Source organism: Mesorhizobium sp. LNJC394B00 (assembly GCF_000502555.1).
Lineage (GTDB): Bacteria > Pseudomonadota > Alphaproteobacteria > Rhizobiales > Rhizobiaceae > Mesorhizobium.
In genome coordinates this window covers 210,715-236,401 of the sequence record NZ_AYWH01000003.1, presented here as the reverse complement: position 1 = coordinate 236,401, position 25,687 = coordinate 210,715, and the positions used below count along the sequence as shown (strand labels likewise).

Below are 25,687 nucleotides of genomic sequence, written 5' to 3'. Positions count from 1 at the left end.
ATGNCCCCCTCTGTCCGGTAGGACAGAGGGGGTGCTGGCCCGCGAGCTTTAAAAAGCACCCCTACCTCAAATACCGCTCCGGCCCCAGCTCCCGCACATCGATATCAGGCACCTTGCTGGAGATGATGTCGGACAGCACCTTGGCCGAGCCGCAGGCCATGGTCCAGCCAAGCGTGCCGTGCCCGGTGTTGAGATAGAGGTTGGAGAACTCGGTGCGGCCGACCAACGGCGGCCCGTCCGGCGTCATCGGCCGCAGTCCGCACCAGAAGGACGCTGCCTTGAGGTCGCCACCATCCGGGAACAGATCGCCGACCGAATGTTCGAGGGTGCGCCGGCGCGATTCGTGCAGCCTGAGATCGAAGCCGGAAATCTCCGCCGTGCCGCCGACGCGGATGCGGTCGCCGAGCCTGGTGATCGCCACCTTGTAGGTTTCGTCCATTACCGTCGACACCGGGGCGGCGACCGCGTCCTTGATAGGAACGGTGATCGAATAGCCCTTGACCGGATAGACCGGGATCGGGCGCCTGAGCAGGCGCATGAAGCGCGCCGAATAGCTGCCCAGCGCCAGCACATAAGCGTCGGCCGCGCGCGAGCGCTGGTCGGTGCCGACGCTGACGATCCGATTGCGGTTCTTGGAGAAGCGCCGGATCTGCGTGCCGTACTCGAACGTGACGCCGCGCGCCACGCAGAGCTCGGCCAGCCGATCGGTGAACATCTTGCAGTCGCCAGTTTCGTCGCCGGGCAATCTCAGCCCGCCGACAAACTTTTCCCGCACGCCGGCCAGCGCCGGCTCGGCCCCAATGCAGCCTTCGGGATCGAGCAACTCGTAGGGAACGCCATATTTCTTCAGCACTTCGACATCGCCGCCGGTGCCGTCGAGCTGCTTTTGCGTGCGAAACAGCTGCAGCGTGCCCTTGGTCCGCTCATCATAAGCGATGCCGGTCGCCTCGCGCAGCGCCTTCAGCGTGTCGCGGCTGTATTCGGCGAGCGGCACCATGCGCGCCTTGTTGATGGCGTAGCGATCCGCGGTGCAATTGCGCAGCATCTTGATGAGCCATGTCCACATATACGGATCGAAGGCCGGCCGCACCACCAGCGGGCCATGCTTCATCAACAGCCACTTGATTGCCTTCAGCGGAATGCCGGGGCCGGCCCAGGGCGAAGCATAGCCCGGCGAGATCTCGCCGGCATTGGCGAAGCTGGTTTCCAGCGCCGGCCCTTTCTGGCGGTCGAACACCGTCACCTCGTGGCCGGCCTCAGCGAGATAATAGGCAGTGGTGACCCCGATAACGCCGCCGCCCAACACGAAGATCTTCATCGCATCACTCTCCACGACGACTTCCGTCAGAGGGCCGCCGCCTCCTGTCTGCCGGATTCTGCGGCGTCCGCCAAGGGGCGGCGTGTCGCGGCTCTATTCGTTGATATAGCGGCGGTGGAAGCGGGGGCCGAGACTGGTCAGGATTTCATAACCGATCGTGCCGGCATGACCGGCGGCGTCATCGACGCTCTGCGAGGGGCCCAGGAGTTCGACAAGGTCGCCCTCGCGCAGCCGGCCGGCCGGCAGGGCCGAGATGTCGAGTATGATCGAATCCATCGACACCCGCCCGACAAAGGGCAGTCGCACGCCGTCGAGCCAGGCAGCCGAAGCCGCGCGCCGGTGCCAGCCATCGGCATAGCCGAGCGAGATCGTGGCCGCGCGCAAGGGACCGCTGGCCAGAAACGCATGTCCGTAGCCGACGCCCGCGCCCTTATCGATGCCGCGTGTCTGGATGATCTTTGCCTCGAGCCGCACCACCGGCAGCATCGGGTTCGCCTCATCAGGCGTCGGATTGATGCCGTAGAGCGCAGCGCCCGGACGCGCGAGGTCGTACTGATAGCGCGGCCCAAGAAAGATGCCGGAGGAATTGTCGAGCGACGCCGGCGCCTTGGGCAGCATTTTGCGCAGCCGTTCGAACTCTTTGAGCTGCGCGTCATTGGCCGGATTGCCCGGCTCGTCGGCGCGGGCCAGATGGCTCATGACGAGGACGACATCGACGCCGGCGAAAGCATCGGCCGTAAGCGCCTCGACCTCTGCCGGCGCCATGCCCAGCCGCGACATGCCGCTGTCGACCTGGATGGCGGCCTTGAGCTTGCGGCCGGCCTTTTGGCCTGCCTCGCTCCACGCCTTCAGTTGCCCGGTGCTGTTGATGACGGGAACAAGGTCGGCGGCCACCGCTTCAGGTTCCGAGCCCGGCGGCAGGCCGTTCAGCACATGGATTTCCAGCTTCGGTCCGAGTGCGTCGCGCAGCGCGACACCCTCGGTGAGATGCGCGACAAAGAAGCTGTCGCAGCCTTCGGCAACCAGTGCCGCCGCCACTTGCCGCGCGCCGAGCCCGTAACCGTCGGCCTTGACGACGCCGGCGCAGCGCACGCCGCCGAGCTTTGCCTTCAGCCGCCGGTAATTCTCCCTGACCGCGCCGAGATCGATGGTGAGAATGGCGCCGGCCGCCGCTTCGCTGATCGGCTGCAAGCCGGCTTCCGGTGCAGAATGCAATGACTTCCCTGAGGCGCTGCTCATCCCCGCTCCTGACCAGAGCACGAAACAAACCCTATCAGTAAGGACAGATCATGGACGTCGCAACAGCGAGCCGCCTAAGCCAAATGCCGGAACGCCGCCACCACATCCTCATAGACCTTCCGTTTGAACGGCACGATCAGATCGGGCAGGTCCTGCATCGGCCGCCATGCCCATTCATCGAATTCGGCGGTGTGGCCGCCCGGCGGCGGATTGATCTGGATCTCGCTGGTCCCGCCGTGAAAGCGGTAGGCGAACCATTTCTGCGTCTGGCCGCGATAACGCCCCTTGAGGGCTATGCCGACCAGATCGGGCGGCAGGTCGTAGTTGATCCAGTGCGGCGCCTCGTCGAGCAGCGTGACCGAGCGCATGCCGGTCTCTTCATAGAGCTCGCGCCCGGCCGCCTGCAGCGGCTCCTCGCCCTCGTCGATGCCGCCTTGCGGCATCTGCCAGAGCTGCGTGGTCCCGGCAAATTCGCTGTCCGGTTCGGCGATGCGGTGCCCGACCCAGACCAGCCCGTCGCCATTGAGGATCATCAGTCCTACGCAAGGGCGGTAAGGCAGCGTCTCGGGGTCGACAGGTTTCTTCGTCATGATCAGCCTTTTTCCGGGTCGATGGCCACCGCCGAGATCGGCACGATCTCGATGCCGCGCTTTTTTGCTTCGACCACCCAGGACGCCACGGTATCGACGGTGAGGTCGAAGGCCGAGCCGATGCCGACGGCGGAGCCTTTGGCACGCGCGGTCGCTTCCAGCGCGTCGAGCTTTTTCAGGATGGCGCCGCGGTCCTGCACGGCGTCGATTGCCGTATCGCCGGCGACGAACGGCACACCGTCCTTCAAGGCGAGATCGGACGCCAGGCTCCGCGCGGACGAGCCGTCATCGACATAGGCAAGGCCGCGCTTGCCAAGCTCGGCCATGAACGGCCCCATCGCTGTCGCGTCGGCCGAAAAGCGCGCCCCCATATAGTTCATGACGCCGGTATAGTTGGTGGTCCGCGACAGCGCCCAGCGCAGATTCTTCAGATTCTCGTCCGGGCTTGCCGCCACTGTCAGCGTGTTGCGGCCGGGATTGACGTTGGGATAGTCGAACGGTTCGAGCGGCACCTGCATGACCACCTCATGCCCGCTCTGCCGTGCCGCCTGCATCCACCGGCCGATGCTGTTGCCTTGCGGCGCAAAGGCCAAAGTCACTTCAGCCGGCAGCTTGGCGATCGCCGCCTGCGTGCCGGTCTGCGACACCGCAAGCCCGCCGATGACGATTGCCACGCGAGCGCCGCGCGAACCCGACCACGGCCGCGCATAGACATCGAACGGCCGCCGGCCGTCAGCGGCGCGAACCGGGAGTGGGCCGGTGTCGCTGGCCTCGATCAGCGCCCTGTCGGGGATATGCGCGATCTTCAGGTTCTGGCCGATTGTCGACGGGTCGTGGATGACAATGGCTGCATTGGGCGGGCCGTCACCCTCCTGGGTTTGCACATGGATGATCTGCGGACCGCTGGCCTTGGGCGTTTCCGCCTTCGGCGCTGCCGCCGTCGCTTGAGCAGTGGGTGCTGCGGGCGCGGGCTCGGCCGCCGCCGTCACCTTCGGCGTCGAGACCGCGATTGCTTCCGTTTTGCGGAACGGCTTCTCGCGCAGCGCGATCGCGCCGGAGATGCCGACCGCGGCCAGCACGACCAGCGTCGCCGCGACGGCGCCAGCGCTGATCCCGCGCGACGCAGCACGCGGTCGGACGGTCTGTCCGAGCGGGCGTTCGATGTCCTTGCCGACGTCAGCCAAGCCGCATCCCCGGGCGCGTGATCAGCGAAATCTTTTCGCCATGCGCAGATCCAAAACTGACGGCGCGTCCCCTGCGCCTTTTGAGGCGCAGCGCCCAGCTGCCCCCGAATCAAACTGCCGGAACCTCACGGTCCCGGCAGCATTGCATCGCTTCGATTGGGCAGCCAGAGCTACCAGTCGATTTTATTGGTTAAGCACTGCCTTCTCCGGATTCGGCGGGAATGCCGGGTCGGTCTTCTGGCCGCGCAGCAGCTGTTCGGCATAGATCAGCTGCAGATCGTCCTTTGGATCCGGCGGCACATAGGCAGCCGAGCCCGAACCGGTATCGCTCTCGTCGGCGCCCTTGATGTGGCCCTTGAGGTCAGATTCACCGCGCGTCAGGTCCCTGCCCTGCAGTTCGGGCGGCAGCGGCTGGTCGACCTTGATGTCGGGCGTGATGCCCTTGCCCTGGATCGACTTGCCGGACGGCGTGTAATAGAGCGCCGTCGTCAGGCGCAGCGCGCCGTTCTCGCCAAGCGGGATGATGGTCTGCACCGAGCCCTTGCCGAAGGACTGCGTGCCGACCACTGTGGCGCGGCGCAGGTCCTGCAGCGCGCCGGCGACGATCTCGGAGGCGCTGGCCGAACCGCCATTGACGAGCACGATCAGCGGCTTGGCGCCGATGTCGTCGCCTGCCTTGGCGTCGAAGCGTGTGACGTCCTTCGGGTCGCGGCCGCGGGTCGAGACGATCTCGCCACGGTCGAGGAAGGCGTCGGACACGCTCACCGCCTGGTCGAGCAGGCCGCCCGGGTTGAGCCTGAGATCGAGCACATAGCCCTTGAGCTTGTCGTTCGGCACCTGCTTCTTGATGGTGTCGATGGCGCTCTCGAGGTCGTCATAGGTCTTTTCGGTGAAGGAGGTGATCTTCATGTAGCCGATGTCGTTCTCGACCCGGAACTTGACCGCCTTGACCTTGATGATGTCGCGCACCACCGTCAACTCGATCGGCTTGTCGGCGCCCTGGCGCAGGATGGTCAGCTTGATCGGCGTGTTGACCAGGCCGCGCATCTTTTCGACCGCATCGTTAAGTGTCAGGCCGCGAACCTCTTGGCCGTCGATCTTGGCGATATAGTCGCCGGCCAGCACGCCTGCCTTGGCAGCCGGGGTGTCGTCGATCGGCGTGATCACCTTGACCAAGTCGTTCTCCATGGTGACCTCGATGCCGAGGCCGCCGAACTCACCCTTGGTCTGCACGCGCATGTCCTGCGCCTGCTCGGCATTCATGTAGGAGGAGTGCGGGTCGAGCGAGGTGAGCATGCCGTTGATGGCGTTTTCGACCAGCGACTTGTCGTCCGGCGGCGTCACATACTGCGCCCGCACGCGCTCGAAGATGTCGCCGAAGATCGCCAGTTGCTTGTAGGTCTCGGAGCCTGCAGCGTTCGCCGTCGAGCCGGGCGCGCCATAGACCAGGCTCATCGCTGACGCGCCCATCAGCGCACCGGCAATAAGAAGCGACAGTTTCCGCATCATTTCACGTCCTTCCAGAGAAGCGGTCCGCCCACCATGGGGTCGGATCGACGGGTTTTCCATCCTTGCGGAACTCGACATAGAGTTCCGGCGTGGCATTTCCATTCTTCGAGGCCGAGGTGCTTGCCACCCGGGCCTCTCCCATCGCGCCGACCGGCTCTCCTGCGAGCACCGACTGGCCAGACGCGACGCTGATTCTGCTCATCCCCGCCAGGACGACATGATAGCCGTCTCCCGCATTGAGGATCAAGAGTTGACCATAGGAGCGAAAAGGCCCCGCATAAAGCACATTTCCGTCCGCCGGTGCCGTGACGATGGCTCCCGATTGTGTCGCAACCATGTCGCCAAGCATCACCGCGCCGTTACCGTCATCGGCCCCGAAACGCAGCTTGATCTTGCCGGTGACCGGCAGCGAGACTTGTCCCTGAAGTGCCGAAAACGGCGCGGCGGCGGTGAGGCGGTTGCCTTCCGGCACGGGCAGCGAAGCCAGCTCCGTCGACGCGGTTGTGCCTGCATCGGCGTTATCGGCGTCCGGCTTATCGCTGTCGGCCGCTTTCTGTTCGCCTGCCTTGACGGCATCCGCCGCCTTGCGGCTCTCGTCGGCTTCAAGCGAAGCGATCAGCTCTTTCAGGCTGCCGGCCTTGGCCGCAAGCGCCTGGGACCGCTGCTTTTCAGCGGCCATCGCCGTCCACGTGTCCGCCTCGAGCTTCTGCTTGGCTTCGAGCAGCATGGAGAGGCGTTTCTTTTCCGCCGTCTGCTCGCCGACCGCCGCCGTCAGCCGCGTCCGCTCGGCCTCGATCGAGGCCGTCACCCGGGTCTGTTCCCTGAGGTCGGCCAGCAATTTGTCGGTCTGCTGGCGCAGTTCCGGAACCACTGCGCCGAGCAGGATGGCGCTGCGCACCGACGACAGCGCGTCTTCCGGCTTGACCAGGATCGCCGGCGGCGGATTGAGCCCCATGCGCTGCAGCGCGCCCAGCACCTCGGCCAGCACGTCGCGCCGCGCCGCCAGCGAGACACGGATCTTCTGTTCCTCGCCCTTCAGTCCTTCGAGCCTGGCGCCGATATCCTCGATGTCCTGGCCGAGCTTCTGCTCGGTCATAGCCGACTGGATAAGCGCCGCGGTGATCGAGGCATGGTCCTTCTTGACCGAAGCAATGTCGGCGGCGAGCTTGGCCAGCCGTTCGGACGACAGCGTGATCTCGGCCGACACCTTCTCATATTCGGCACGGCTCAGATCGGGGTCGGGCGCCACGTCCAGCGTATTTTCGGCCCGTGCAAGCCCGAGCGACAGCAAAACCACCGCCGCAGCGATGCCGCAGCGCGCGTGCCGGAAGCCCGTTCGTGATTTCCCGTTGTCAGCCATTGAAGCCCGACTCTATGCGTGGCTTCGTTAACGAACCATCAACCATGATCGAACCGAAGCCTAGCACAAAACAGCCGCGCATTGGGGCGGAAATCCGGACGATTGACCCTCGACCCACTGATTTACGAACGGTGGTAGGGATGTCCCGAAAGAATCGTTGCCGCCCGATAGAGCTGCTCGCCCAGCATGACACGCACCAGTTGGTGCGGCCAGGTCGCCGCGCCGAACGAGACCATCAGCTCAGCCTGATCGCGAATCGACTGGTCGTGCCCGTCGGCGCCGCCAATGGCGATGACCAACGCCTTGCGTCCGCCATCGCGCAGCTGGCCGATACGGCTGGCGAAATCGTCTGAGGACAGGTTTTTGCCGCGTTCGTCGAGCAGGAACAGCGCCGTGCCCGGCTGCAGCTGTGCCTGCAGCTTCTGGCCTTCCTCGCGGCGGCGCTCATTGGCGTTCTGGGCTCGTCCCTCGGCGATCTCGGCGACACCAGAGAATTCGAACCCGATCGCCGGGCCGCTCTTGGCGAAACGCTCGAAATAGCGGTCGGCGAGCTCTCTCTCGGGGCCGGCCTTCATCCGGCCCACGGCATGAACTGCTATCTTCATCCCTGCCTCGGCGAGCTTTCAATCCATGTCGCACCCAGGATGGTTACGACATGAGACGAAGCTCAGTGCAAGGTCTCTTCCTCGAGGTCCGGCGCCTGCCACATCTTTTCAAGATTGTAGAATTCGCGGACTTCTGGGCGGAAGACATGGACGATGATGTCGCCTGAATCGATCAGGACCCAGTCGGCGCCGGACAGCCCCTCGACGCGCGCCGTGCCGAGACCGGCATCCTTGAGCGCCTTGAGCAGGTGGTCGGCGACAGCCGAGACATGACGGTGCGACCGGCCCGACGCGATGACCATATAGTCGCCGAGGCTCGATTTCCGCTGAATGTCGATTGAGACAATATTTTCGGCCTTGGAGTCTTCCAGACTGGCAAGGACTGTCTTGATGGCACGGGACACGGCGTCATCTACGCTGATCCTGGCCGGCGAAGGCATGATGTCAACCTTCTTCCGCAATGCTGTTCTCAGTGTATTTCCTTTCGCAGCAAGAACAACCAAATCACCCACGAAATCAGGTGACACCCTATAGATAGGCAGAGTTCCCTTGCAGTTTCAAGACGGGAGGCCCTGCCACCGCGAACGCAGTGCACGACTTCCGGTTCCGGAGCCTTGAGAAAAATCGGAACCCATGGCCGCGGCAGGGGTTATCGACACACCCCCCAAACGGATTTTCCTGATGCCAATCGACCCCCAGAACACGCTGCTCACCGTGCAGGCTGGCCTTGCGCAACTCAGCACACTGATCGTTTCCTATTCCTTCTCCGCCATAGGCGCCATCATCCTGCTGGTCGTCGGCTATCTCGTCGCCGGGCTCGCAGAACGATCGATCTCAGCCGGCCTCGGCCATATCCATGGTTTCGACGCGACGCTGCGCCATTTCTTCTCGAAGATCGTGCGCTACGCCATCCTGATCCTGGTGGTCATCATGGTGCTCGGCCAGTTCGGCGTTCAGACGGCCTCGATCATCGCCGCCATCNATCGGGCTGGCAATCGGCCTGGCGCTGCAAGGCACGCTGCAGAACATCGCCGCAGGCATCATGCTTCTGGCGCTCAGGCCATTCCGCATCGGCGAATATGTCGAGGTCGGCGCCATTTCCGGCACCGTCGAGGAAATCGGCCTGTTCGCCACCAAGCTCCGCACGACAGACGGCGTCTATGTGCTGGCGCCCAATTCGACGCTGTGGAACCAGCCGGTGCGCAATTTTACCCGCAACGGTGTGCGCCGCGGAGACATCACGCTGAGCATCGGCTCCTGGAACGACATCGACCTGGCGCAGAAAACCATGCTGGGCGTTGCCGGCGGCGAGCGCCGCGTCAAGCGAGAGCCGGCGCCGATCGCCTTCGTCGCCACGGTGGGCGATGCCAGCGTCGCCATCACCTTGCGCTACTGGACCACGGCGGCGGATTTCTTCGCCACCCAGATCGATCTCACCAAACGCGTCAAGCAGGCGTTCGACGCCGAAGCCATTTCGGTTCCCGCACCTCCGCCGGAGGCTCGACAGGAAACTGCCGCCACCAGGCAGTAGGAGCTGTGAAACCGTTCAGCGCTTATCTTCCGGGGCGTAGGCGAGCTCCACCGGCAGCGGCGCCTGCGCCGACATCGGCGCGAAACTGCTGGTCTCCGTAGCGGGGACGGCGCGCGTGGTGGCCACTCGCCACAGCACGAACAGGCAGAAGACAGTGGCGATGACGATGGCCACATAAATGAAGGCCTGCGTGCCATAGACAGCCGACAGGGCCGTCACGATACCCGGCACGATGAACCCCGACAGCGACCAGGCAAACAGCAACGAACTCGACAGCGCCACCATGTCGTCCTTGCCGGCGCGGTCGGCGGCATGCGCGCTGGCCAGCGAATAGATCGATTCCGAGGCGCCGTCCCAGACGATGTAGATCACCACGAGCACCATCAGCGCGCCGCCGTCGAAGCCGATGGCCAGAATACCGGCGACGATGGCCAGTGCCGCAGCGCCGGCCAGCACGTAACGGCGATCGGTACGGTCGGAAATCCAGCCGAGCGGTATCTGCAGGATCAGCGTGCCGACGGGCATCGCCGACAAAAGCAGCGCCACATCGGCCTGGCTATAGCCTTTGGCCGTGGCATGGATCGGTGCGAACCCGGCGATCGCCATCGACAGACCGCCGACGGCCAGCATGCCGGCCACCCCGACCGGCGAGATCCGCCAGGCGCGGCCAAGCGCCACGGAGGCTGCGCGAGGTGGCGGCGGTTGAGCCAACCGCGTCATGCCGACCGGCAGGATCGACACTGCGGTGAAGGCAATGTCGATCAGCGGCGCCTGCGCCGTCGCGATGTCGACCGCCGCCAGCAGGGCATAGCCGACGCCAAGTCCGGCGACATAGGCGACGTAAAACACCGCCATCACCCGGCCGCGAATGGCGTTTGCGACGGCATCGTTGAGCCAGCTCTGGGCGACGATGAACAGGCCGCATATTGCAAAACCGTAAAGCGCGCGCGCCGCGATCCACAGCAGCGGGTAGGTGCCGGCGCCAATGGCAGCATTCGACAGCGCTATCAGCGCCGACAGCACCATGAAGGCGCGGGCGTGCCCGACGCGGCGCACCAGCGGCCCGGTCAGGATACAGCCGGCAAGTCCGCCGGCAGACAGGCCGGTGATGATCAGCCCGGCCCAGGTCGGATCGAAGCGCTCGACGCCAAGCCGGACCGGGATATAGGCGAACATCAACCCGTTGCCGACCGCGATCAGCGCCATCGACACGATTACGCTGGCAATGGCGATCACGGGCCCCGGCGGGGCGCCATGATTGGGGCCGATGTCGGTCTGGTTCACTGAAGTGGCCATATCCGGCGCAGCATCGCCCAGCCAATCGCGAAAGGCCGCCGTAAAAGCGACATCGGCGATCTGGTCTTACGGAGTTACCCCTTGGCTTGCTGGCGAATAGCACTCGATGACAGCGACGAACGCGGGCCGTGAATAAAAGTCCAGGCCGGCGCCTTCATGCGGGCGAGCCGGGGCGCGTCACCCTCGTCGACGCGGGCATAGTCGAAGGTCTTGGCCACGACCGAGGACAGGAAGGACAGCGTCGCGCCCGGGCGGTCGATGACCGCGATGGGGAAGGTCATGACGATCTGGCGCCAGCGCTGCCAACGGTGGAAATCGCGGAGTGAGTCGGCGCCCATGATCCAGACGAAGTCGACGCCGGGATTGCGTGCCTTGACCAGCGCCAGCGTGTCGGCGGTGAAGCGAATATGATACGCCGCCTCGAAGGCGGTGACCTTGATCTTCGGGTTCTTGGCGATCTGCTCCGACTGGAGCAGCCGGTCGCTCAGCGGCGCCAATTCCCTGGTGCTCTTCAGCGGATTGCCTGGCGTCACCATCCACCATAGCTGGTCGAGCGCCAGCCGCCTGAGCGCGATTTCCGCCACCAGCGCATGGCCGGCATGCGGCGGGTTGAACGATCCGCCGAACAGGCCGACGGCGAGGCCTTTCTCGGCATGCGGCATACGGAGGTAGTGCGAGGGGATGGCGGGCTGAAGGGACGACAGCATGGTGCTAGGCACCCCCCTCTGCCCTACCGGGCATCTCCCCCGCAAGGGGGGAGATCAGTAGCTTCGGCAAAGGCACTTTTCTTGCAACGTTAGTGATTGGCGAAAGCGGAAGAAAAAGCTGATCTCCCCCCTTGCGGGGGAGATGTCCGGCAGGACAGAGGGGGGTGTCTGGGCTCAATGCCTCAAGCCCTGACGCGAATGATTCAAGGCCTCACCTGTCCCGACCCGCGCACGCGGTATTTGAACGAGGTCAGCTGTTCGACACCAACCGGTCCGCGCGCGTGCATCTTGCCGGTGGCGATGCCGATCTCGGCGCCCATGCCGAATTCGCCGCCATCGGCGAACTGCGTCGAGGCATTGTGCAAAAGGATCGCCGAGTCGATCTCGTTGAAGAACCGCTCGACCGCTTTGGTATCCTCGGCGATGATCGCCTCGGTGTGGTGTGAGGAGAACGTCTCGATATGGTCGATGGCACCGGCAATTCCGTCTACCAGCTTTACCGCGATGATGGCCTCGAGATATTCGGTCATCCAGTCGGCATCGGTCGCCGGCTTGGCGTCGAAGAACAGCTTCATCACTTCCTGATCGGCATGGATCTCGCAGCCGGCGGCGCGTAGCGCGTCGAGGATCGGCACCAGATGTGTGGAGGCCACCGCGCGGTCGACCAGCAAAGTCTCTGCAGCGCCACAGACACCGGTGCGCCGCATCTTGGCGTTGACGGCGATCCTGACCGCCATGTCGAGATCGGCCGAGCGGTCGATGTAGAGATGGCAGATGCCTTCAAGATGGGCAAAGACCGGCACCCGCGCCTCGCTCTGGACGCGCCCGACCAGGCTCTTGCCGCCCCGCGGAATGATGACGTCGAGATTGCCGCCAAGCCCTTTCAGCATCTCGCCGACGGCGGCGCGGTCGGTGGTCGGCACCAGCTGAATGGCGTCTTCCGGCAGGCCGGCGGCCTTCAGCCCCTCGACCAGGCAGGCATGAATGGCGGCGGACGAATTGAGCGAATCCGAGCCGCCGCGCAGGATCACCGGATTGCCGGCCTTGAGGCAGAGCGCGCCGGCATCCGCCGTCACATTCGGCCGGCTTTCATAAATGACGCCGACAACGCCGAGCGGCGTGCGCACGCGCTCGATCTGCAGGCCGTTGGGGCGATCCCAGGCGGCAATCACATCGCCGACCGGGTCCCTGAGCTCGGCGATTTCACGGATGCCATCCGCCATGGCACGGGTGCGCGCCGGATCGAGCTTCAACCGGTCCATGAAGGAGCCGGACAAGCCCGATTCGTGTCCGTTAGAGACATCGATGGCGTTGGCATCGAGAATCTGCTGCTGGCGCGCGATGATCGCGTCGGCCATGGCGAGAAGTGCGGCATCCTTGGCGGCGGCGGTCGCAATCGCCAACGGTCGGGCGGCCGCGCGGGCGCGGCGGCCGATATCAGCCATCAGCGCGACGGTGTCATCCCCGGATTGTTCATGCAACTTCAGCATGTCTCATCCTCCGCTTACCTCGCCCCCGGCCCATAGCTGGCCGGCAGGCCGTATCTGGTCACCCGGATCGCTCACCACCAGATCGTCCCTGTGGATCATCGCCGAGCGCGCCTCGTAGCCGAGCACGGTTTCGATCTCGGCGGTCTTCAGGCCTGCGATCCTTACGGCATCGGCGGCATCGTAGGCAACAAGCCCGCGCGCGATCTCGCGCCCTTCCGGCGACAGAATGGCCACCGTGTCGCCGCGCGAGAAATTGCCGCTGACCAGCCTGACGCCGGCCGGCAGCAAAGATTTGCCGGACAGCAGCGCACCGATGGCGCCGGCGTCGACGGTGAGCCGCCCGGCCGGTTCGAGCTGGCCGGCGATCCAGGTCTTGTAGCCTTTCACCGGATTGGCGCTCGGCCTGAAGAAGGTGGCGCGCTCGCCACGTTCGATCGCCATCAGTGGCGACAGCCTGGTGCCCGAGGTGATGATCATGGCGGTGCCGGCGGCGGTGGCGATCTTGCCGGCATCGAGCTTGGTGCGCATGCCGCCGCGCGACAGTTCGGATGCGGCCGCCCCGGCCATAGCCTCGATATCGGGCGTGATGCGGTCGACCACCGGAATGAATTTTGCATCGGGATCGCGCGCCGGCGGCGCCGTATAGAGCCCGTCAATGTCGGAGAGCAGCACAAGCAGGTCGGCGCCCATCATCGTCGCCACCCGGGCCGCCAGCCGGTCATTGTCGCCATAGCGGATTTCGGAGGTCGCCACCGTGTCGTTCTCATTGATGACCGGCACCGCCTTCATCTTGAGCAGCGTCGAGATCGTCGCGCGGGCATTCAGATAGCGGCGGCGCTCTTCGGTGTCGCCCAGCGTCAGCAGGATCTGGCCCGATTTCAGCGAACCCTTGCCCAGCGCATCCGACCACGCGCCGGCCAGCGCGATCTGGCCGACGGCCGCAGCCGCCTGGCTTTCTTCCAGCTTCAGCGCCCGTTTGCCGAGACCGAGAATGGTGCGGCCGAGCGCAATGGCGCCGGACGATACGACCAGGATCTCGGCGCCGCCATTGGCGAGCACCGCAATATCCTCGGCAAGCGAGGCAAGCCAGTCGCGCTTCAGGCCGCTGGTGCGGTCGACCAGCAAGGCCGAACCGATCTTGACTGTGATGCGCCGGTATTTTGTCAGCGATTGCGCCGTCATCGCTATTGGTCCCAGCGGGTCTCGACGGGAGCGGCAGCCCTGTCGCGCGCTTCGCCGACAACCGCCATCAGCGCCCGCAGCACCGCTTCGACGCCCTCGCCGGTGGCCGCCGACAGCAGCATCGGCGCGCGGCCGGCAGCGCGTTTGAGCGACGCAACCTTCTTCTTGCGCTCATCGGCATCGAGGATATCGACCTGGCTGAGCGCCACGATCTCGACCTTCTCGATCAGCCCATTGCCATAGGCGTCGAGCTCGGCGCGCACGGTCTTATAGGCTTTGCCCGGATTTTCCTCCTGCGCCGAAACCAGATGCAAAAGCACACGCGTGCGCTCGACATGGCCGAGGAACCGGTCGCCGATGCCGACACCCTCATGCGCGCCCTCGATGAGGCCCGGAATGTCGGCGATGACGAATTCGCGCGCATCGATGCGGGCAACGCCGAGACCTGGATGCAGCGTGGTGAAGGGGTAGTCGGCGATCTTTGGCTTGGCTGCGGTGACGGTTGCCAGAAAAGTCGACTTGCCTGCATTGGGCAGCCCGACCAGGCCGGCGTCGGCAATCAGCTTCAGCCGCAGCCAGACATTCATCTCTTCGCCGGGCTGGCCGGGATTGGCGCGGCGAGGCGCCTGGTTGGTCGAGGTCTTGAAATGCTGGTTGCCGAAACCGCCATTGCCGCCCTTGGCCAGCAAGAAGCGCTGGCCGACCACGGTCAGGTCGCAGATCAGCGTCTCATTGTCCTCGGCAAACACCTGGGTTCCGGCCGGCACCTTGAGCGTCACATCGGCGCCCTTGGCGCCGGTCATGTTGCGGCCCATACCGTGGACACCGGTCTTGGCCTTGAAGTGCTGCTGGTAGCGATAGTCGATCAGCGTGTTCAGCCCATTGACCGCTTCCAGCCAGACATCGCCGCCGCGGCCACCGTCGCCGCCATCCGGGCCGCCGAACTCGATGAATTTTTCGCGCCGGAACGACACAGAGCCGGCGCCACCGTCGCCGGAGCGGATATAAACCTTGGCTTGATCGAGAAATTTCATTGGACTACGCAGTTTCTGTTGGCCTTGCGGCTTTGCTTTAGATCTTGCGCCTTGCTCTAAACCAAGGCGCGGCCAAGGGCGAGGCCGTTTTGCGACTAAAGCGCCGGATGCCCTTTTGCCGGGGACGCGGTAGCAGTGTTCGCGGACGGAGCTTGAGGGGCGCGGGAATGAAGGTTGTAAGCTACAACATCCAGTACGGTATCGGTCTGGATGGCCGCTACGATCTCGGCCGCATCACCGCGGCGGTTCGCGGCGCCGACGTGATCGCGCTGCAGGAAGTGACCCGCAACAATCCGAGGAACGGCAACCGCGACATGGTCGCCGAGATCGGCGAGGCGCTGCCCGAATATTTTGCCGCCTACGGCAGCAATTTCGAGGTCAATGTCGGCTCGCGCCTAGAGGCCGGCCGCGCCATCACCACCACTTTCCAGCTCGGCAACATGGTGCTGTCGAAGACGCCGATCCATCTGTCGCGCAATCTGCTTTTGCCGCGCAGCCGCAGCCTTGAGGCGATGAACTTCCAGCGCGGCGCACTCGAGGCGCTGGTCGAGACCCCGCTCGGCTTCATCCGCTTCTATTCCACGCATCTTGACCATCGCAGTCCGGTTGAGCGCGCCAGCCAGATCCGGTTCCTGCGCCAGCGCCTGTTGAACTATGCCTTCGAGGGCGGCGGTCTCTCCGGCATTCCCGAGATCGGCCTGCCGGACCTGCCCTATCCCGAAGCCTTCATAGTCATGGGCGACTTCAACATGCTGCCCGGCTCGCCCGAATATGTCGAACTCGTCGGCCGCCCGGACCATGAATTCGGCATGCCGCTGACCGCCGATCTCGCCGTCGACGTCGCCCAGCGCCTGAACACACCAGACGTCGTCACCTGGGTCGATCCCACGCGACCCGAAGACACAAGCCGCCACAAACGCATCGACTACATCTTCACCTCGGCCTCGCTCGCCGGATCGCTGAAGCGCCTGTGGGTCGACCGTGAAGCGGTCGGCTCGGACCATCTCCCGATTTGGGTCGAGATGGGCTGACCGGCGATTGTTCATCTGCCGGCGTTTTTGCGGTCGACGATCGCCATCATGATCGCATCGACGTATCGGCCGTCGATCTTGACCGCGTCACGCTGCACACCCTCGGTGACAAACCCGACCTTGTAGTAGAGGGAGATGGCGCGGGCATTGTCGGAATGCACGGAAAGCTCGATGCGGACGAAGCCGATGTTGCGTGCTTCCGTCAAGGCGGCATTGATAAGCCGCAGTCCCAGACCACGTCCTCGATAGTCCGGCACAATTCCCATTCCAAGGGTGCCGCGATGAGCATGTATCTGCCGGTCATGCCGTGAGATATCGCACCAACCGACAACCTCGCCACGAACAACCGCCACGAACCCTGGGTCGCCTCTCCCGATGCGGTCCACTATGAATGTTCGGGTTTGATCGAGCGGCGGCGCTTCCAGGAAAGACAGGTACTTCCGCTCACGCGCAACGATGTCGAGCGCCTGGTGAAAACTCTCGACATCGCGCGGCGTCATCGGCGCAATCGTGACTGCTTCGATATGGTTGCTATAATCGGCCATCGGCTTGATCGGAACAAACCATCAGAAGTGGACCCAGTTGCGCAGGCTGATCCAGGTCTTTCTGTCCAGCCGGTACCGCTCGACCGGCACCTGGCCGGCGACGATCGAGTTCAGCATGCCCTGGCCGGCATACTGGAAGCCGCATTTGTGGATGACCCGGCGCGAGGCCGGATTGATCACCCGCGTCGAAGCCTGCAGCACCTGGATCGACGTCCGTTGGAAGGCGAGGTCGACCAACGCGTGCGCGGCCTCCGTCGCATAGCCGCGCTTCCAATAGGGCTCGCCGATCCAGTAGCCGAGTTCCAGCCCGCGATCGGTCATGTTGAGGCCGGCGCAGCCGACGAAAATGTCGGTGCCGGCGAGCGTCAGGGCGTAGGCGATGCCGGCCCGGCGCGACCGGGTCATGGCCAGGAAGGCGCGTGCCTCGGCCTCGCCATAGGGGTGCGGCATGCGGGCCAGCATCTCGGCGACATGACGGTTGTCGGCAAGCTCGACCAGTTGCGCGATGTCGGCTTCACACGGGGCGCGCATCACCAGCCGCTCCGTGGCCAGCACCGGGCAATCTATCGCGTAACTTTCGTCTTCGGTGTCTTCCGCTTCGGCAACCATTCGACGTCCTCCAGGCAAGAAAAAGGGGAGATGGAAAACCCATCTCCCCTGATCCTTTTCCTGGCTCCATTCACTGGTTTGGCCAGACACCGGTTCCCGAGATGGGCGCCGGTTTTATAGTGCGGAACCGGCTACTCCGCGGCTTTGGTAATCGGGTTGACCGATACGTAGGTTCGGCCGTTGGCTTTTTTGTTGAAGGTGACTGCGCCGGTCTCGAGCGCAAAAAGGGTGTGGTCCGTGCCCATGCCGACATTGACGCCGGGATGCCAGGTGGTGCCGCGTTGACGGATGATGATGTTGCCCGGGATGACGGCTTCGCCGCCGAACTTCTTCACGCCCAGACGCTTGGAATGCGAGTCGCGACCGTTGCGCGACGAGCCGCCAGCTTTCTTGTGTGCCATCTAACTAACTCCGATGCGCCCTGGGGCGCTTGAATGGTCTTATGAACGCGTTCGCGTTCCGTTTCAAGTCCGATCCGGCGACCTTGTCGCCGGTTCGTTTTACTTCTTCGCCAGTTCCTTGGCCTGCTCGCGCCAGTCGTTGATCTGGTCGGTGCTGAAGGGCATGTGCGCGTCGATCTTGGCCACGTCCTTGTCCGACAGCTTGGCAAGCTGGGCGAAGGTGGTGATGCCCTGCTCGTGCAGCTGGCCGGCGGCAACCGGGCCGATGCCCTTGATCACGGCCAAATCGTCCGGCTCGCCCTTCGGCGCCTTGAACAGCGGCGCGGCGACGGCGGTCTCCGTCTTGGCTTCATCCTTCGGAGCAGCCTCGGCTTTGGCTTCCTTCTTCGCCTTGGCTTCCTTCGGCGCGGCCTCGGCCTTCGCCTCGGGCGCTACGTCAGCCTTGACTTCCTTGGCTTCCACCTTGGCTGCGGCCTTCTTGGAAGGCTTGGCGCCACCCAGCAGGATCTCGGCGATCCGCACGGTGGTCAGAAGCTGGCGGTGGCCGATCTTGCGGCGCGAATTCTGCCGGCGGCGCTTCTTGAAAGCGATGACGGTGCGGTTCTTGCCCTGCTCGACGACTTCCGCCGTGACCAGAGCGCCATCGACGAACGGGGCGCCGAAGGTGACATTTTCGCCTTCGCCATGGGCGAGGACGCTGCCGATTTCGACGATATCGCCGACATTGGCTTCGAGCTTCTCGATCTTCAGGAGATCGTTGGCGGCAACGCGATACTGCTTACCGCCCGTTTTAATGACTGCGAACATTTTTTGCCTTTCGCTGTTCGGTCGGCCTCGATGAGCCGCGTCACGCGGTTCGGCCGTCTTTTTGTCAGTCTGCGGGTTCGAAAAACAAGCGGCGTGGAAGAACCCTCCACGCCGATTGCGCGCTTCCCCTAACCGAAGGTTCGGTACGAGTCAAGGCAAACGGGCGGAATCCTTGGCCACGCCGCCTCCTTGCCGCCCCCGATCTCTCCAGTCGAGGACCGGTTGGCCCCATCTGCCGACGTGGCCGCAACGCAGCCCTCCAGACAGAGCCCGCACAGGAAGCTGAATTCCCCCGCGGATTTGGCCTTGTAACCTGCCCGCCCAGCCGTTATCTAGTGCGCCGCGCCGGCAACGGCCGACCATGACCGCGGAGAGGTGGCAGAGTGGTCGAATGCACCGCACTCGAAATGCGGCATGGGTGCAAGCCCATCGGGGGTTCGAATCCCTCCCTCTCCGCCACCCTACGCCGGTCCATTCCGGACACATAGGTTACGGTTTATATCGGAGACATGGGTAACACTTTTGGCCCGAAGGGGTTTTGGAGTGGTTCGAGCCTGCATGTCTCATCATCGAAGTAGCCCAAATCATAATCCATGAAGGAAGCCAGCCAGATATGGTCCTCGACCTGTTTGATGCCGACGGTCTGGCCGGCAAAGACGAGGCTGAGGTTGATCTTCTTGCGATTGTAGCAGATGCGGCCGCAGGTGGTGACGGTGACGGCCTTGTCGTGAAACGGATAATCGAGATCCGGCAGGCCGGCATAGATGCGCGGTGACGGNGGTGGTGACGGTGACGGCCTTGTCGTGAAACGGATAATCGAGATCCGGCAGGCCGGCATAGATGCGCGGTGACGGCGTGTAGCGCTCGGCTGGACAGGCCATGTCGAGCGCCTGATGTGGGCGTTCTGAGTTGAACTCATTGATGAAGTCATCGAACCTGGCCTGCTGCTGCAGGAAATTGGCGCCAGCCGGTTTGGTGGTTTCCTTCTTGAGAGTCAGGTGCATGCGCTCATGGCGCCCGTTCTGCTGCGGACAGCCCGGCTGGATGCGCTCGATGTCGATGCCCAGGCGCAGCCACCAGACCGACAGTTTGCTGAGATTGAACAGCGCGTTTGGGCTGGCAAAGGGAACGCCATTGTCGGTCCTGATGGCGCTGGGCAGGCCGAACTCTTTGAAAACGCTCTCGAACACCGTGAAGGCATAGGCTTCCTTGGTAGTCGACAACGCCTCGCAGGCGATGAGATAGCGGCTGGCGAAGTCGGTGATCGTCAGCGGATAGCAATAGCGCCGATCGGCGAGCATGAACTCGCCTTTGTAGTCGGCACACCACAGATCGTTGGGCCGATAGCCGTTTGAAAGTGGTGTTCCCATCGCCCTGTTGCGCCTTCGCTTGCGGCGCTCGACCAGGCCATGGCGGTCGAGAACCGCATGCACCGTCGAGATCGCAGGCCGGTGAACGTCAGGATACAGCCGGGCCAACCGTTCGCGTATCTTTGGCGCACCCCAGGTCGGCTTGTCTTGCTTGAGGCGCACAATCAGCTTCTCGATTTGAAACGGAAGCTGATTGGCGTGGCGGTAGGGTCGGCGTGATCGATCCGTCAGCCCCTCAAGGCCACTGTCATTGTAGCGTGTGAGGATCTTGTAGCCGGTCTTGCGCGAGATATCGAACTCACGGCAAAGCACCGATATCTTCTCGCCGTCCAGCAGCCGGGCAATGAACTTCAGCCGCTCTTCCATGACGTTACACTCCTTCCAAGGCACCTTGCTCTCCTTGCAAAGGGCCGAAAGTGTAACCCATGTCTCCGGAATGAACTGTCACCCATCTCTCGGGAAGGGCANTGCTCTCCTTGCAAAGGGCCGAAAGTGTAACCCATGTCTCCGGAATGAACTGTCACCCATCTCTCGGGAAGGGCACGATGCATTACAATAGCTCAGATAACCCTAAAGCGCGTCGCGCTGAAACGGATTCATGCGACGCGCTTTAAAGTCTTTGTTTAATGCATGTCGTTGTCCCACAACCGCGGCACTTCTGGGCGACATGCATGAGTGCCCGGGTCTAGGCACGGGCGATCAGTCGATATTCGGTGTTATTGGCGCGTCGATTACCACTTCCGCCCGTTCAGTCAGACGCTATGCTGCTGACCGTGAGACCAAGGCGCGCGTTCGTGATGAAGCAAAGTCAACACCGCTTGCATGAGCGGATGACCATTCGCGGCCACCTCGAACCCGCGTCCTTCCTGCCCTGGATCATGCGCCATGCGGCCAAGCTCGGTCTCGCGCACCACATCGCTCATGCAAGCACCGATCGCATCGAACTCGATATTGCCGGTGCGGCGGAACTGATCGACATGATGGAGATGGGATGTTCGCTTGGGCCCATTGAAGTCTGGGTCGAGACGATCGACCGCGCGCCTGTCGAGCAAAAAAACATATAGCTTTGCGTGTGGTTACCCTCCGTTTGCACTTAATTTAATCAATATTGCAATTGCGAAATAATTATGCATACGTCAGCCGCATCGAGCGGTTCGCCAACTCCTTGCGCCGGCATCTCTCTGGTCGGGAAACAGTAGTATCAGTACGGAAAGTAAGGTCATGCTGTCCGACAAGACGGACACCTGGGTGCCGGTCGCCCTTACCCAGGATCTGCCAACAGGACAGGTAATGCCGGCGCGGACGCCCGCCGGTCCCATTGCCCTCTGGCGAAGCCAATCGGGGCGCTTGGCGGCATCGGCGGATCGCTGTCCGCATCGCGGTATGCGCCTCTCCCATGGCTTCGTGCGCGGCGAGGCGCTCTCCTGCATCTATCACGGCTGGACCTATTCGCAGGCCGGTCAGTGTCTGCGCATTCCTGCCCATCCCAGCCTCACGCCGCCGGAGACGATTCGCGTCACGACCCGGTTGGTCGAAGAGGCCGGCGGGATCATCTGGGTCGCTGATGGAGAGCCTGACGGCAAGCCACCCCTTTTTGAGGGTTACGTCCCGCTCCGTTCATTGACGGCCCGTGCCGGACATTCGGCGCTCTCGGTCGCTGCCGGTACGAAGGCCACCGTTGAAGGATACGTCTGGCAGGCGCCCGGCGCGCCGGCAATTCGCCTGCTGCCTATCCCGCAGGAAGCCGGCGAGACGCTGATCCACGTCCTTGTTCCAGCCGATTGCGATGCGTCCGAGCGCATCGCCGCCTCGCGAGCCGCCGAGAGCCTTCGGCGCATGGCCGAAGGGATCGAGGCGAAAGGGGCTGTGCCATGATCGACGATGCGATGCGCGATGAATGGTATCCGGTCGGGCTTTTCAGCCGGCTCGACCGCTATGGGCGCGAGACCACCCTGATGGACGAGCCGATCAAGGTTGCGCTCGACGCCAATGGCGCGGCGAAAGTGACAGGCGAAAACGGGCGCGTGCTGCCGGTTTCGGTGCGCTATGGCCATATCTGGTCGTCGCTCGGCGAACCGAATAAACCGGTCTTCCCGATTCCCGAGGCAGACCAGCCCGGGCGCCGCTTCGTCGATGTCGGCGTGGTGCGGGTGCGCTGCTCGCCGCTCCGCGCCGTCGAGAACTTCCTCGACATCGCACACTTCCCCTTCGTCCATACCGACATTCTCGGCTCGGAGCCGCATACCGAGGTCGAAAACTACAAGGTCGAGATCCGCGAGGAAGAGGACGAGGTCTGGGCGACCCAGGTGAAGTTCTACCAGCCGCAGGCGGCGAAATCCGCGAGCGGAGGTATCACGACGGAATACATGTACCGCGTGCCGGCTCCGACCTGCTCAGTCCTCTACAAGACCTGCCCGCCGCGCCCGGGCGAATGGGATGTCATTGCGCTATTCGTCCAGCCGCTTGCCGAGGATCTCTGCGACGTCTGGCCGTGGATGGCGCTTTTCGATGACGAGACGCCACAGACCGACCTCATCCATTTCCAGCAGACGATTTTCCTGCAGGACCGCTCGATCCTCGAAAACCAGATCCCGCGTCTTTTGCCGCTCGATCCCGGCATGGAAATCCCGACGCGCGCCGACCTGACCTCGGTCGCCTATCGCCGCTGGCTGAAGCGCCACAATTATACCTACGGCGCGCAATTGGTGGCACAGTGAAGCTTTACGACTACATCCTCTCCCCAAGTTGCTACAAGGTGCGCCTGATGGCGACGCTGTCAGGTGTGAAGCTCGAAATCCGCCCGGTCGACTTCCATCCCGGCGCCGAGCATCGTGGCCCCGAGCTTATGGCGCTTAATCCGGGAGGCTCCATCCCGATCCTTGAAGACGGCGACCTGATCCTGACCGAGTCTTCCGCCATGCTTGGCTATCTCGCCGCGAAGGCAGCACCGGCCTGGCTCGGCAGCGGCGCCCCCAAGGAGACGGCGCGCATCCGGCAATGGCTTTCCTTCTCGCACAGGCTGACCGCCAACCTCGGCGGCGCGCGCCTGCATGAGATGCTGCTGCGCCCCGGTGACATCGGTGCGCTTCAGGCCAATGGCATAGCGGCACTACGTGAGCTGGAAGCCGGCCTCTTCGAACAAAAAATGCGTGGCGATCGGTTTCTCGCATCCGACCGGCCGACGATTGCCGACATTGCTTGCTTTCCCTATGTCGCGCTCGCGCCCGACGGTGGCGTTTCCCTCGATCCGTATCCCACGATCCGGCTCTGGTCGCGAGCGCTCCGCAGCCTCGACAATTTCATCGAGATGCCCGGTATCCACCGGCTGCACGAGTTGAAGCCCGAACCGCGACCCATACCGGACGAGGCGTGAGGTGACCGGCTATCTCCTGAAGAATTGCGCAGCGGTCATCACCGACGAGGGCAGGGGTCCGAGCGTCCGGCGCAATGTCGATGTGCTGACGAATGGCCCGCAGATCGAGGCAATCGGGCAAGGCCTGCACAGAAGCGAGTTGCCGGCCGGTACTATCGTGCAGGACGCCGACGGCTGGTTCGTCTATCCCGGCCTCGTCAACACGCACCATCACTTCTTTCAGTGCTTTGTGCGCAACCGTGCCGACCTCGACTGGACGAAGCTGTCGGTCATCGAATGGCTCGACCGGATCTATCCGATCTTCTCCCGGCTCAACGAGGATTGTTTCTACCACGCCTCGATCACGGCGATGGCAGAGTTGATAAAGCACGGTTGCACGACGGCCTTCGACCACCAGTACAATTTTCCGCTCCATGCCGGAAAACGGCTCATCGACCGGCAGTTCGAAGCGGCCGACCTTCTCGGCATGCGTTTCCACGCCGGCCGCGGCGGCAACACGCTGCCAAAATCGGAAGGCTCGACCATTCCAGACGAGATGCTGGAGACCACGGACGAATTCATTGCCGACTGCGCACGCCTCATCGACACTTATCACGACACCAGTCCCTTCAGCATGCGTCAGGTCGTGGTCGCTCCCTGCCAGCCGGTCAACTGCTACCGCGAGACCTTCGTGGAATCGGTTTCGCTGGCGCGTGATCGCGGGGTGCGGATGCACACCCATGTCGGCGAGGGCGAAAGCCCGATCATCGAGGCCCGCCATGGCATGCGTACGGTGGACTATCTCGAGGACCTCGGATTTGCCGGCCGAGACACTTTCTATGCCCATTGCTGGGAGCTGACGCATGACGAACTGCGGCTGATGGCGGCGAGCGGCACCGGTGTCTCGCATTGCCCGGAGCCGGTCTATCTGGTGGGTGCGGAGGTGACTGATATTCCCGCCATGTCCGCCTTTGGCCTGCGCGTCGGTCTCGGCTGCGACGGTGCTGCCTCGAACGACAACTCCAACCTCATGCACTGCATCCATTCCGCCTACATGCTGCAATGCCTGGCGGCCTCGACGCGCGCTCATCCCGTGCCTGCGCCGGTCGATTTCCTCGGCTATGCGACAACGGGCGGGGCCGCGCTTCTGGGCCGCAATGACATCGGCCGACTGTCGCCCGGTATGGCCGCCGACCTCTTCGCGATCGACACGCGCCGCATGGATTATGTCGGCACGCGCCACGATCCATTGAGCCTGATCGCCAAGGTCGGCATCGGCATGCCCACCGACATGACCATGATCAACGGCCGCATCGTCTGGGAGAAGGGTGCGTTTACCGGGCTGAACGAGACCCGGCTTGCTGCGGACGCGGAAGCCGCTTTTGCCGCGGTGGAATTCTAACAACTTAAGACAGGGGAACTGACATGCTGAACTATCTGACCCGCAGAACTCTGATGAAGGGCCTTGCCGCGACAGGGCTTGCCGGCGCGCTTGGCAGCCGTCCCGCCTTTGCGGCCGACGAGCCGCTCGGTATCACGCTCGTGCTCCCGTCGCCGGTCGGCGATGTCGGCTGGGGCCATGCGCTCGCCGCCGGCCTCGAGCCGGTCAAGGCCGCATACGGCGACAAGGTGAAGATCACCGTCATCGAGAACATCGCCGAAGGGCCGGACGCCGACCGGATCATGAACAAGACCGTCGCCGACGGTAACAAGTTCCTGATCGCCGGCTCATTCGGCTACCAGAATGGTGCACTACAGATCGCCCGCCGCGATCCTGCGGTCACCGTGCTGCATGCCTCCGGCTTCCAGACCGCGCCGAATTTCTCGCCCTTCGCGGCGAAGTATTTCCAGGGCACTTACCTGCTCGGCATAGCCGCCGCAGCTCTTTCCAAGACCGGCAAGCTCGGCTCCGTCTCGGCCTTCGCCATTCCGGAGCTGATCACCTCGATCAACGCATTTACGCTCGGCGCGCAGACTGTAAATCCCGATATCGAGGTATCGGTCGTCTGGGTGAACTCCTGGTTCGACCCGGCCAAGGAACAGGAAGCCGCCAAGGCGCTGATGGCACAGAACTGCGACGTGATCTTCTCGAACGCGCAGGACACACCCTCCGTGATCTCGGCCTGCGAGGAGGCTGGCGTCTACGCGTTCAACCTCAATTCGTCGATGAAGAAATATGCACCGAAGAAATATCTCGGCTGCATCGCGACGGACTGGTCGCCCTTCTTCAAGGCTTCCGTGGATGCCCATCTGGCCGGAACCTTCAAGGGCGCCAACACCTTCCTCGGCGTCGCCGAAAAGGTGGTGGAGGTCGTGGACTGGAACTCAGATATCCCAGCCGACACGATGACGAAGATCAAGGAAGTAGCGGCGAAGATCGCCGACGGCAGCTTCTCGCCCTTCACAGGTCCAATCACCAAGGCCGACGGCAGCGAAGCCGCCGCCGCCGGTGCGACGATAGCGGATCCCGAGATCGTCGCGATGGACTGGCACGTCAAGGGTGTCACCACACCACTGCCGAAGTAAG

At 63.6% G+C, this 25,687-nt stretch carries 25 protein-coding genes, 1 tRNA gene and 2 pseudogenes; 10 read left to right on the top strand and 18 right to left on the bottom strand.

All coding sequences use genetic code 11. The features are described 5' to 3' along the window. Positions 1-61 precede the first annotated feature (61 nt). The 8 genes from X751_RS148610 to rsfS form a co-directional block, all read right to left on the bottom strand. A complete protein-coding gene (locus X751_RS148610; RefSeq protein WP_023668705.1) occupies positions 62-1,318 on the bottom strand; it encodes a D-amino acid dehydrogenase in 1,257 nt (418 codons plus the stop codon). 93 nt (positions 1,319-1,411) lie between these two features. Beyond that, positions 1,412-2,557 carry an alanine racemase gene (alr, locus tag X751_RS148615; protein ID WP_023744957.1) on the bottom strand — a complete coding sequence of 382 codons (1,146 nt, stop codon included), beginning with the start codon at positions 2,555-2,557 and terminating at the stop codon, positions 1,412-1,414. Positions 2,558-2,631: 74 nt separating this feature from the next. Next, positions 2,632-3,147: an RNA pyrophosphohydrolase gene (locus X751_RS148620; RefSeq protein WP_023684128.1), complete on the bottom strand. Its 516-nt coding sequence runs from the start codon at positions 3,145-3,147 to the stop codon at positions 2,632-2,634. A gap of 2 nt (positions 3,148-3,149) precedes the next feature. Next, complete coding sequence (locus tag X751_RS148625) at positions 3,150-4,331, bottom strand: divergent polysaccharide deacetylase family protein (protein WP_023684127.1); 1,182 nt, start codon at positions 4,329-4,331, stop codon at positions 3,150-3,152. Positions 4,332-4,514: 183 nt separating this feature from the next. Then, a complete protein-coding gene (locus X751_RS148630) occupies positions 4,515-5,840 on the bottom strand; it encodes a S41 family peptidase (protein WP_023684126.1) in 1,326 nt (441 codons plus the stop codon). Between the two features lies 1 nt (position 5,841). Next, positions 5,842-7,200: a murein hydrolase activator EnvC gene (locus X751_RS148635; protein WP_023744956.1), complete on the bottom strand. Its 1,359-nt coding sequence runs from the start codon at positions 7,198-7,200 to the stop codon at positions 5,842-5,844. A gap of 122 nt (positions 7,201-7,322) precedes the next feature. Next, entirely contained in the window at positions 7,323-7,805 is a 483-nt protein-coding gene (gene rlmH, locus X751_RS148640; RefSeq protein ID WP_023668699.1) for a 23S rRNA (pseudouridine(1915)-N(3))-methyltransferase RlmH, read from the bottom strand. Positions 7,806-7,867: 62 nt separating this feature from the next. After that, positions 7,868-8,245: a ribosome silencing factor gene (rsfS, locus tag X751_RS148645; protein ID WP_023668698.1), complete on the bottom strand. Its 378-nt coding sequence runs from the start codon at positions 8,243-8,245 to the stop codon at positions 7,868-7,870. 193 nt (positions 8,246-8,438) lie between these two features. Here rsfS and X751_RS1000000168610 point away from each other — a divergent pair. Together X751_RS1000000168610 and X751_RS1000000167965 are read left to right on the top strand one after the other, a co-directional pair. Next, positions 8,439-8,594 (top strand): annotated as a pseudogene (locus tag X751_RS1000000168610) (hypothetical protein); the annotation flags it as partial. Between the two features lie 253 nt (positions 8,595-8,847). Next, positions 8,848-9,336: a mechanosensitive ion channel family protein gene (locus tag X751_RS1000000167965; RefSeq protein WP_245263581.1), complete on the top strand. Its 489-nt coding sequence runs from the start codon at positions 8,848-8,850 to the stop codon at positions 9,334-9,336. A 15-nt stretch (positions 9,337-9,351) separates the two neighbouring features. Here X751_RS1000000167965 and X751_RS148650 read toward each other — a convergent pair whose 3' ends face one another. The 5 genes from X751_RS148650 to obgE all read right to left on the bottom strand — a co-directional run bounded on the left by X751_RS148650 (position 9,352) and on the right by obgE (position 15,045). Further along, on the bottom strand, positions 9,352-10,632 hold the full coding sequence (locus tag X751_RS148650; protein ID WP_023744955.1) for an MFS transporter: 1,281 nt from the start codon (positions 10,630-10,632) through the stop codon (positions 9,352-9,354). 74 nt (positions 10,633-10,706) lie between these two features. Further along, a complete protein-coding gene (locus X751_RS148655) occupies positions 10,707-11,339 on the bottom strand; it encodes a nicotinate-nucleotide adenylyltransferase (protein ID WP_023744954.1) in 633 nt (210 codons plus the stop codon). Positions 11,340-11,542: 203 nt separating this feature from the next. Further along, on the bottom strand, positions 11,543-12,829 hold the full coding sequence (locus tag X751_RS148660; RefSeq protein WP_023744953.1) for a glutamate-5-semialdehyde dehydrogenase: 1,287 nt from the start codon (positions 12,827-12,829) through the stop codon (positions 11,543-11,545). A 3-nt stretch (positions 12,830-12,832) separates the two neighbouring features. Further along, entirely contained in the window at positions 12,833-14,011 is a 1,179-nt protein-coding gene (gene proB / locus X751_RS148665) for a glutamate 5-kinase (protein WP_023744952.1), read from the bottom strand. Positions 14,012-14,013: 2 nt separating this feature from the next. Next, positions 14,014-15,045, bottom strand: coding sequence for a GTPase ObgE (gene obgE, locus X751_RS148670; RefSeq protein ID WP_023693164.1), 1,032 nt, complete (start codon positions 15,043-15,045; stop codon positions 14,014-14,016). 167 nt (positions 15,046-15,212) lie between these two features. On the opposite strand from obgE, the gene X751_RS148675 reads away from it, so the two are divergent. Next, positions 15,213-16,076 (top strand): endonuclease/exonuclease/phosphatase family protein, encoded by an 864-nt coding sequence (locus X751_RS148675; RefSeq protein WP_023728671.1) that lies wholly within the window; start codon positions 15,213-15,215, stop codon positions 16,074-16,076. Positions 16,077-16,087: 11 nt separating this feature from the next. Here the strand turns inward: X751_RS148675 and X751_RS148680 are convergent, their stop codons facing one another. The 4 genes from X751_RS148680 to X751_RS148695 all read right to left on the bottom strand — a co-directional run bounded on the left by X751_RS148680 (position 16,088) and on the right by X751_RS148695 (position 18,438). After that, positions 16,088-16,621: a GNAT family protein gene (locus tag X751_RS148680; protein WP_023744951.1), complete on the bottom strand. Its 534-nt coding sequence runs from the start codon at positions 16,619-16,621 to the stop codon at positions 16,088-16,090. Positions 16,622-16,642: 21 nt separating this feature from the next. Next, positions 16,643-17,230 carry a GNAT family N-acetyltransferase gene (locus X751_RS148685; protein ID WP_023688901.1) on the bottom strand — a complete coding sequence of 196 codons (588 nt, stop codon included), beginning with the start codon at positions 17,228-17,230 and terminating at the stop codon, positions 16,643-16,645. Between the two features lie 131 nt (positions 17,231-17,361). Beyond that, on the bottom strand, positions 17,362-17,631 hold the full coding sequence (gene rpmA, locus X751_RS148690) for a 50S ribosomal protein L27 (RefSeq protein WP_015315190.1): 270 nt from the start codon (positions 17,629-17,631) through the stop codon (positions 17,362-17,364). Between the two features lie 99 nt (positions 17,632-17,730). Next, a complete protein-coding gene (locus X751_RS148695; RefSeq protein WP_023700236.1) occupies positions 17,731-18,438 on the bottom strand; it encodes a 50S ribosomal protein L21 in 708 nt (235 codons plus the stop codon). A 369-nt stretch (positions 18,439-18,807) separates the two neighbouring features. Here X751_RS148695 and X751_RS148700 point away from each other — a divergent pair. After that, positions 18,808-18,897: transfer RNA gene (locus X751_RS148700), tRNA-Ser, on the top strand. Positions 18,898-18,934: 37 nt separating this feature from the next. Here X751_RS148700 and X751_RS148705 read toward each other — a convergent pair. Next, positions 18,935-20,174, bottom strand: a pseudogene (locus X751_RS148705) (IS481 family transposase). Between the two features lie 431 nt (positions 20,175-20,605). On the opposite strand from X751_RS148705, the gene X751_RS148710 reads away from it, so the two are divergent. The 6 genes from X751_RS148710 (at position 20,606) to X751_RS148735 (ending at position 25,686) form a co-directional block, all read left to right on the top strand. After that, positions 20,606-20,872, top strand: coding sequence for an acylphosphatase (locus X751_RS148710; RefSeq protein WP_023689148.1), 267 nt, complete (start codon positions 20,606-20,608; stop codon positions 20,870-20,872). A gap of 157 nt (positions 20,873-21,029) precedes the next feature. Further along, on the top strand, positions 21,030-21,683 hold the full coding sequence (locus tag X751_RS148715; protein WP_023744949.1) for a Rieske 2Fe-2S domain-containing protein: 654 nt from the start codon (positions 21,030-21,032) through the stop codon (positions 21,681-21,683). Continuing rightward, complete coding sequence (locus X751_RS148720; protein ID WP_023744948.1) at positions 21,680-22,525, top strand: aromatic ring-hydroxylating dioxygenase subunit alpha; 846 nt, start codon at positions 21,680-21,682, stop codon at positions 22,523-22,525. The genes X751_RS148715 and X751_RS148720 overlap by 4 nt, the downstream gene beginning before the upstream one ends. Beyond that, positions 22,522-23,181 (top strand): glutathione S-transferase family protein, encoded by a 660-nt coding sequence (locus X751_RS148725; protein WP_023744947.1) that lies wholly within the window; start codon positions 22,522-22,524, stop codon positions 23,179-23,181. The genes X751_RS148720 and X751_RS148725 overlap by 4 nt, the downstream gene beginning before the upstream one ends. Before the next feature lies 1 nt (position 23,182). After that, the gene (locus X751_RS148730; RefSeq protein WP_023744946.1) at positions 23,183-24,562 is read left to right on the top strand and encodes an amidohydrolase; all 1,380 of its coding nucleotides are present in this window, start codon (positions 23,183-23,185) and stop codon (positions 24,560-24,562) included. A 26-nt stretch (positions 24,563-24,588) separates the two neighbouring features. Further along, positions 24,589-25,686 (top strand): BMP family ABC transporter substrate-binding protein, encoded by a 1,098-nt coding sequence (locus tag X751_RS148735; protein WP_196815006.1) that lies wholly within the window; start codon positions 24,589-24,591, stop codon positions 25,684-25,686. Position 25,687 lies beyond the last annotated feature (1 nt).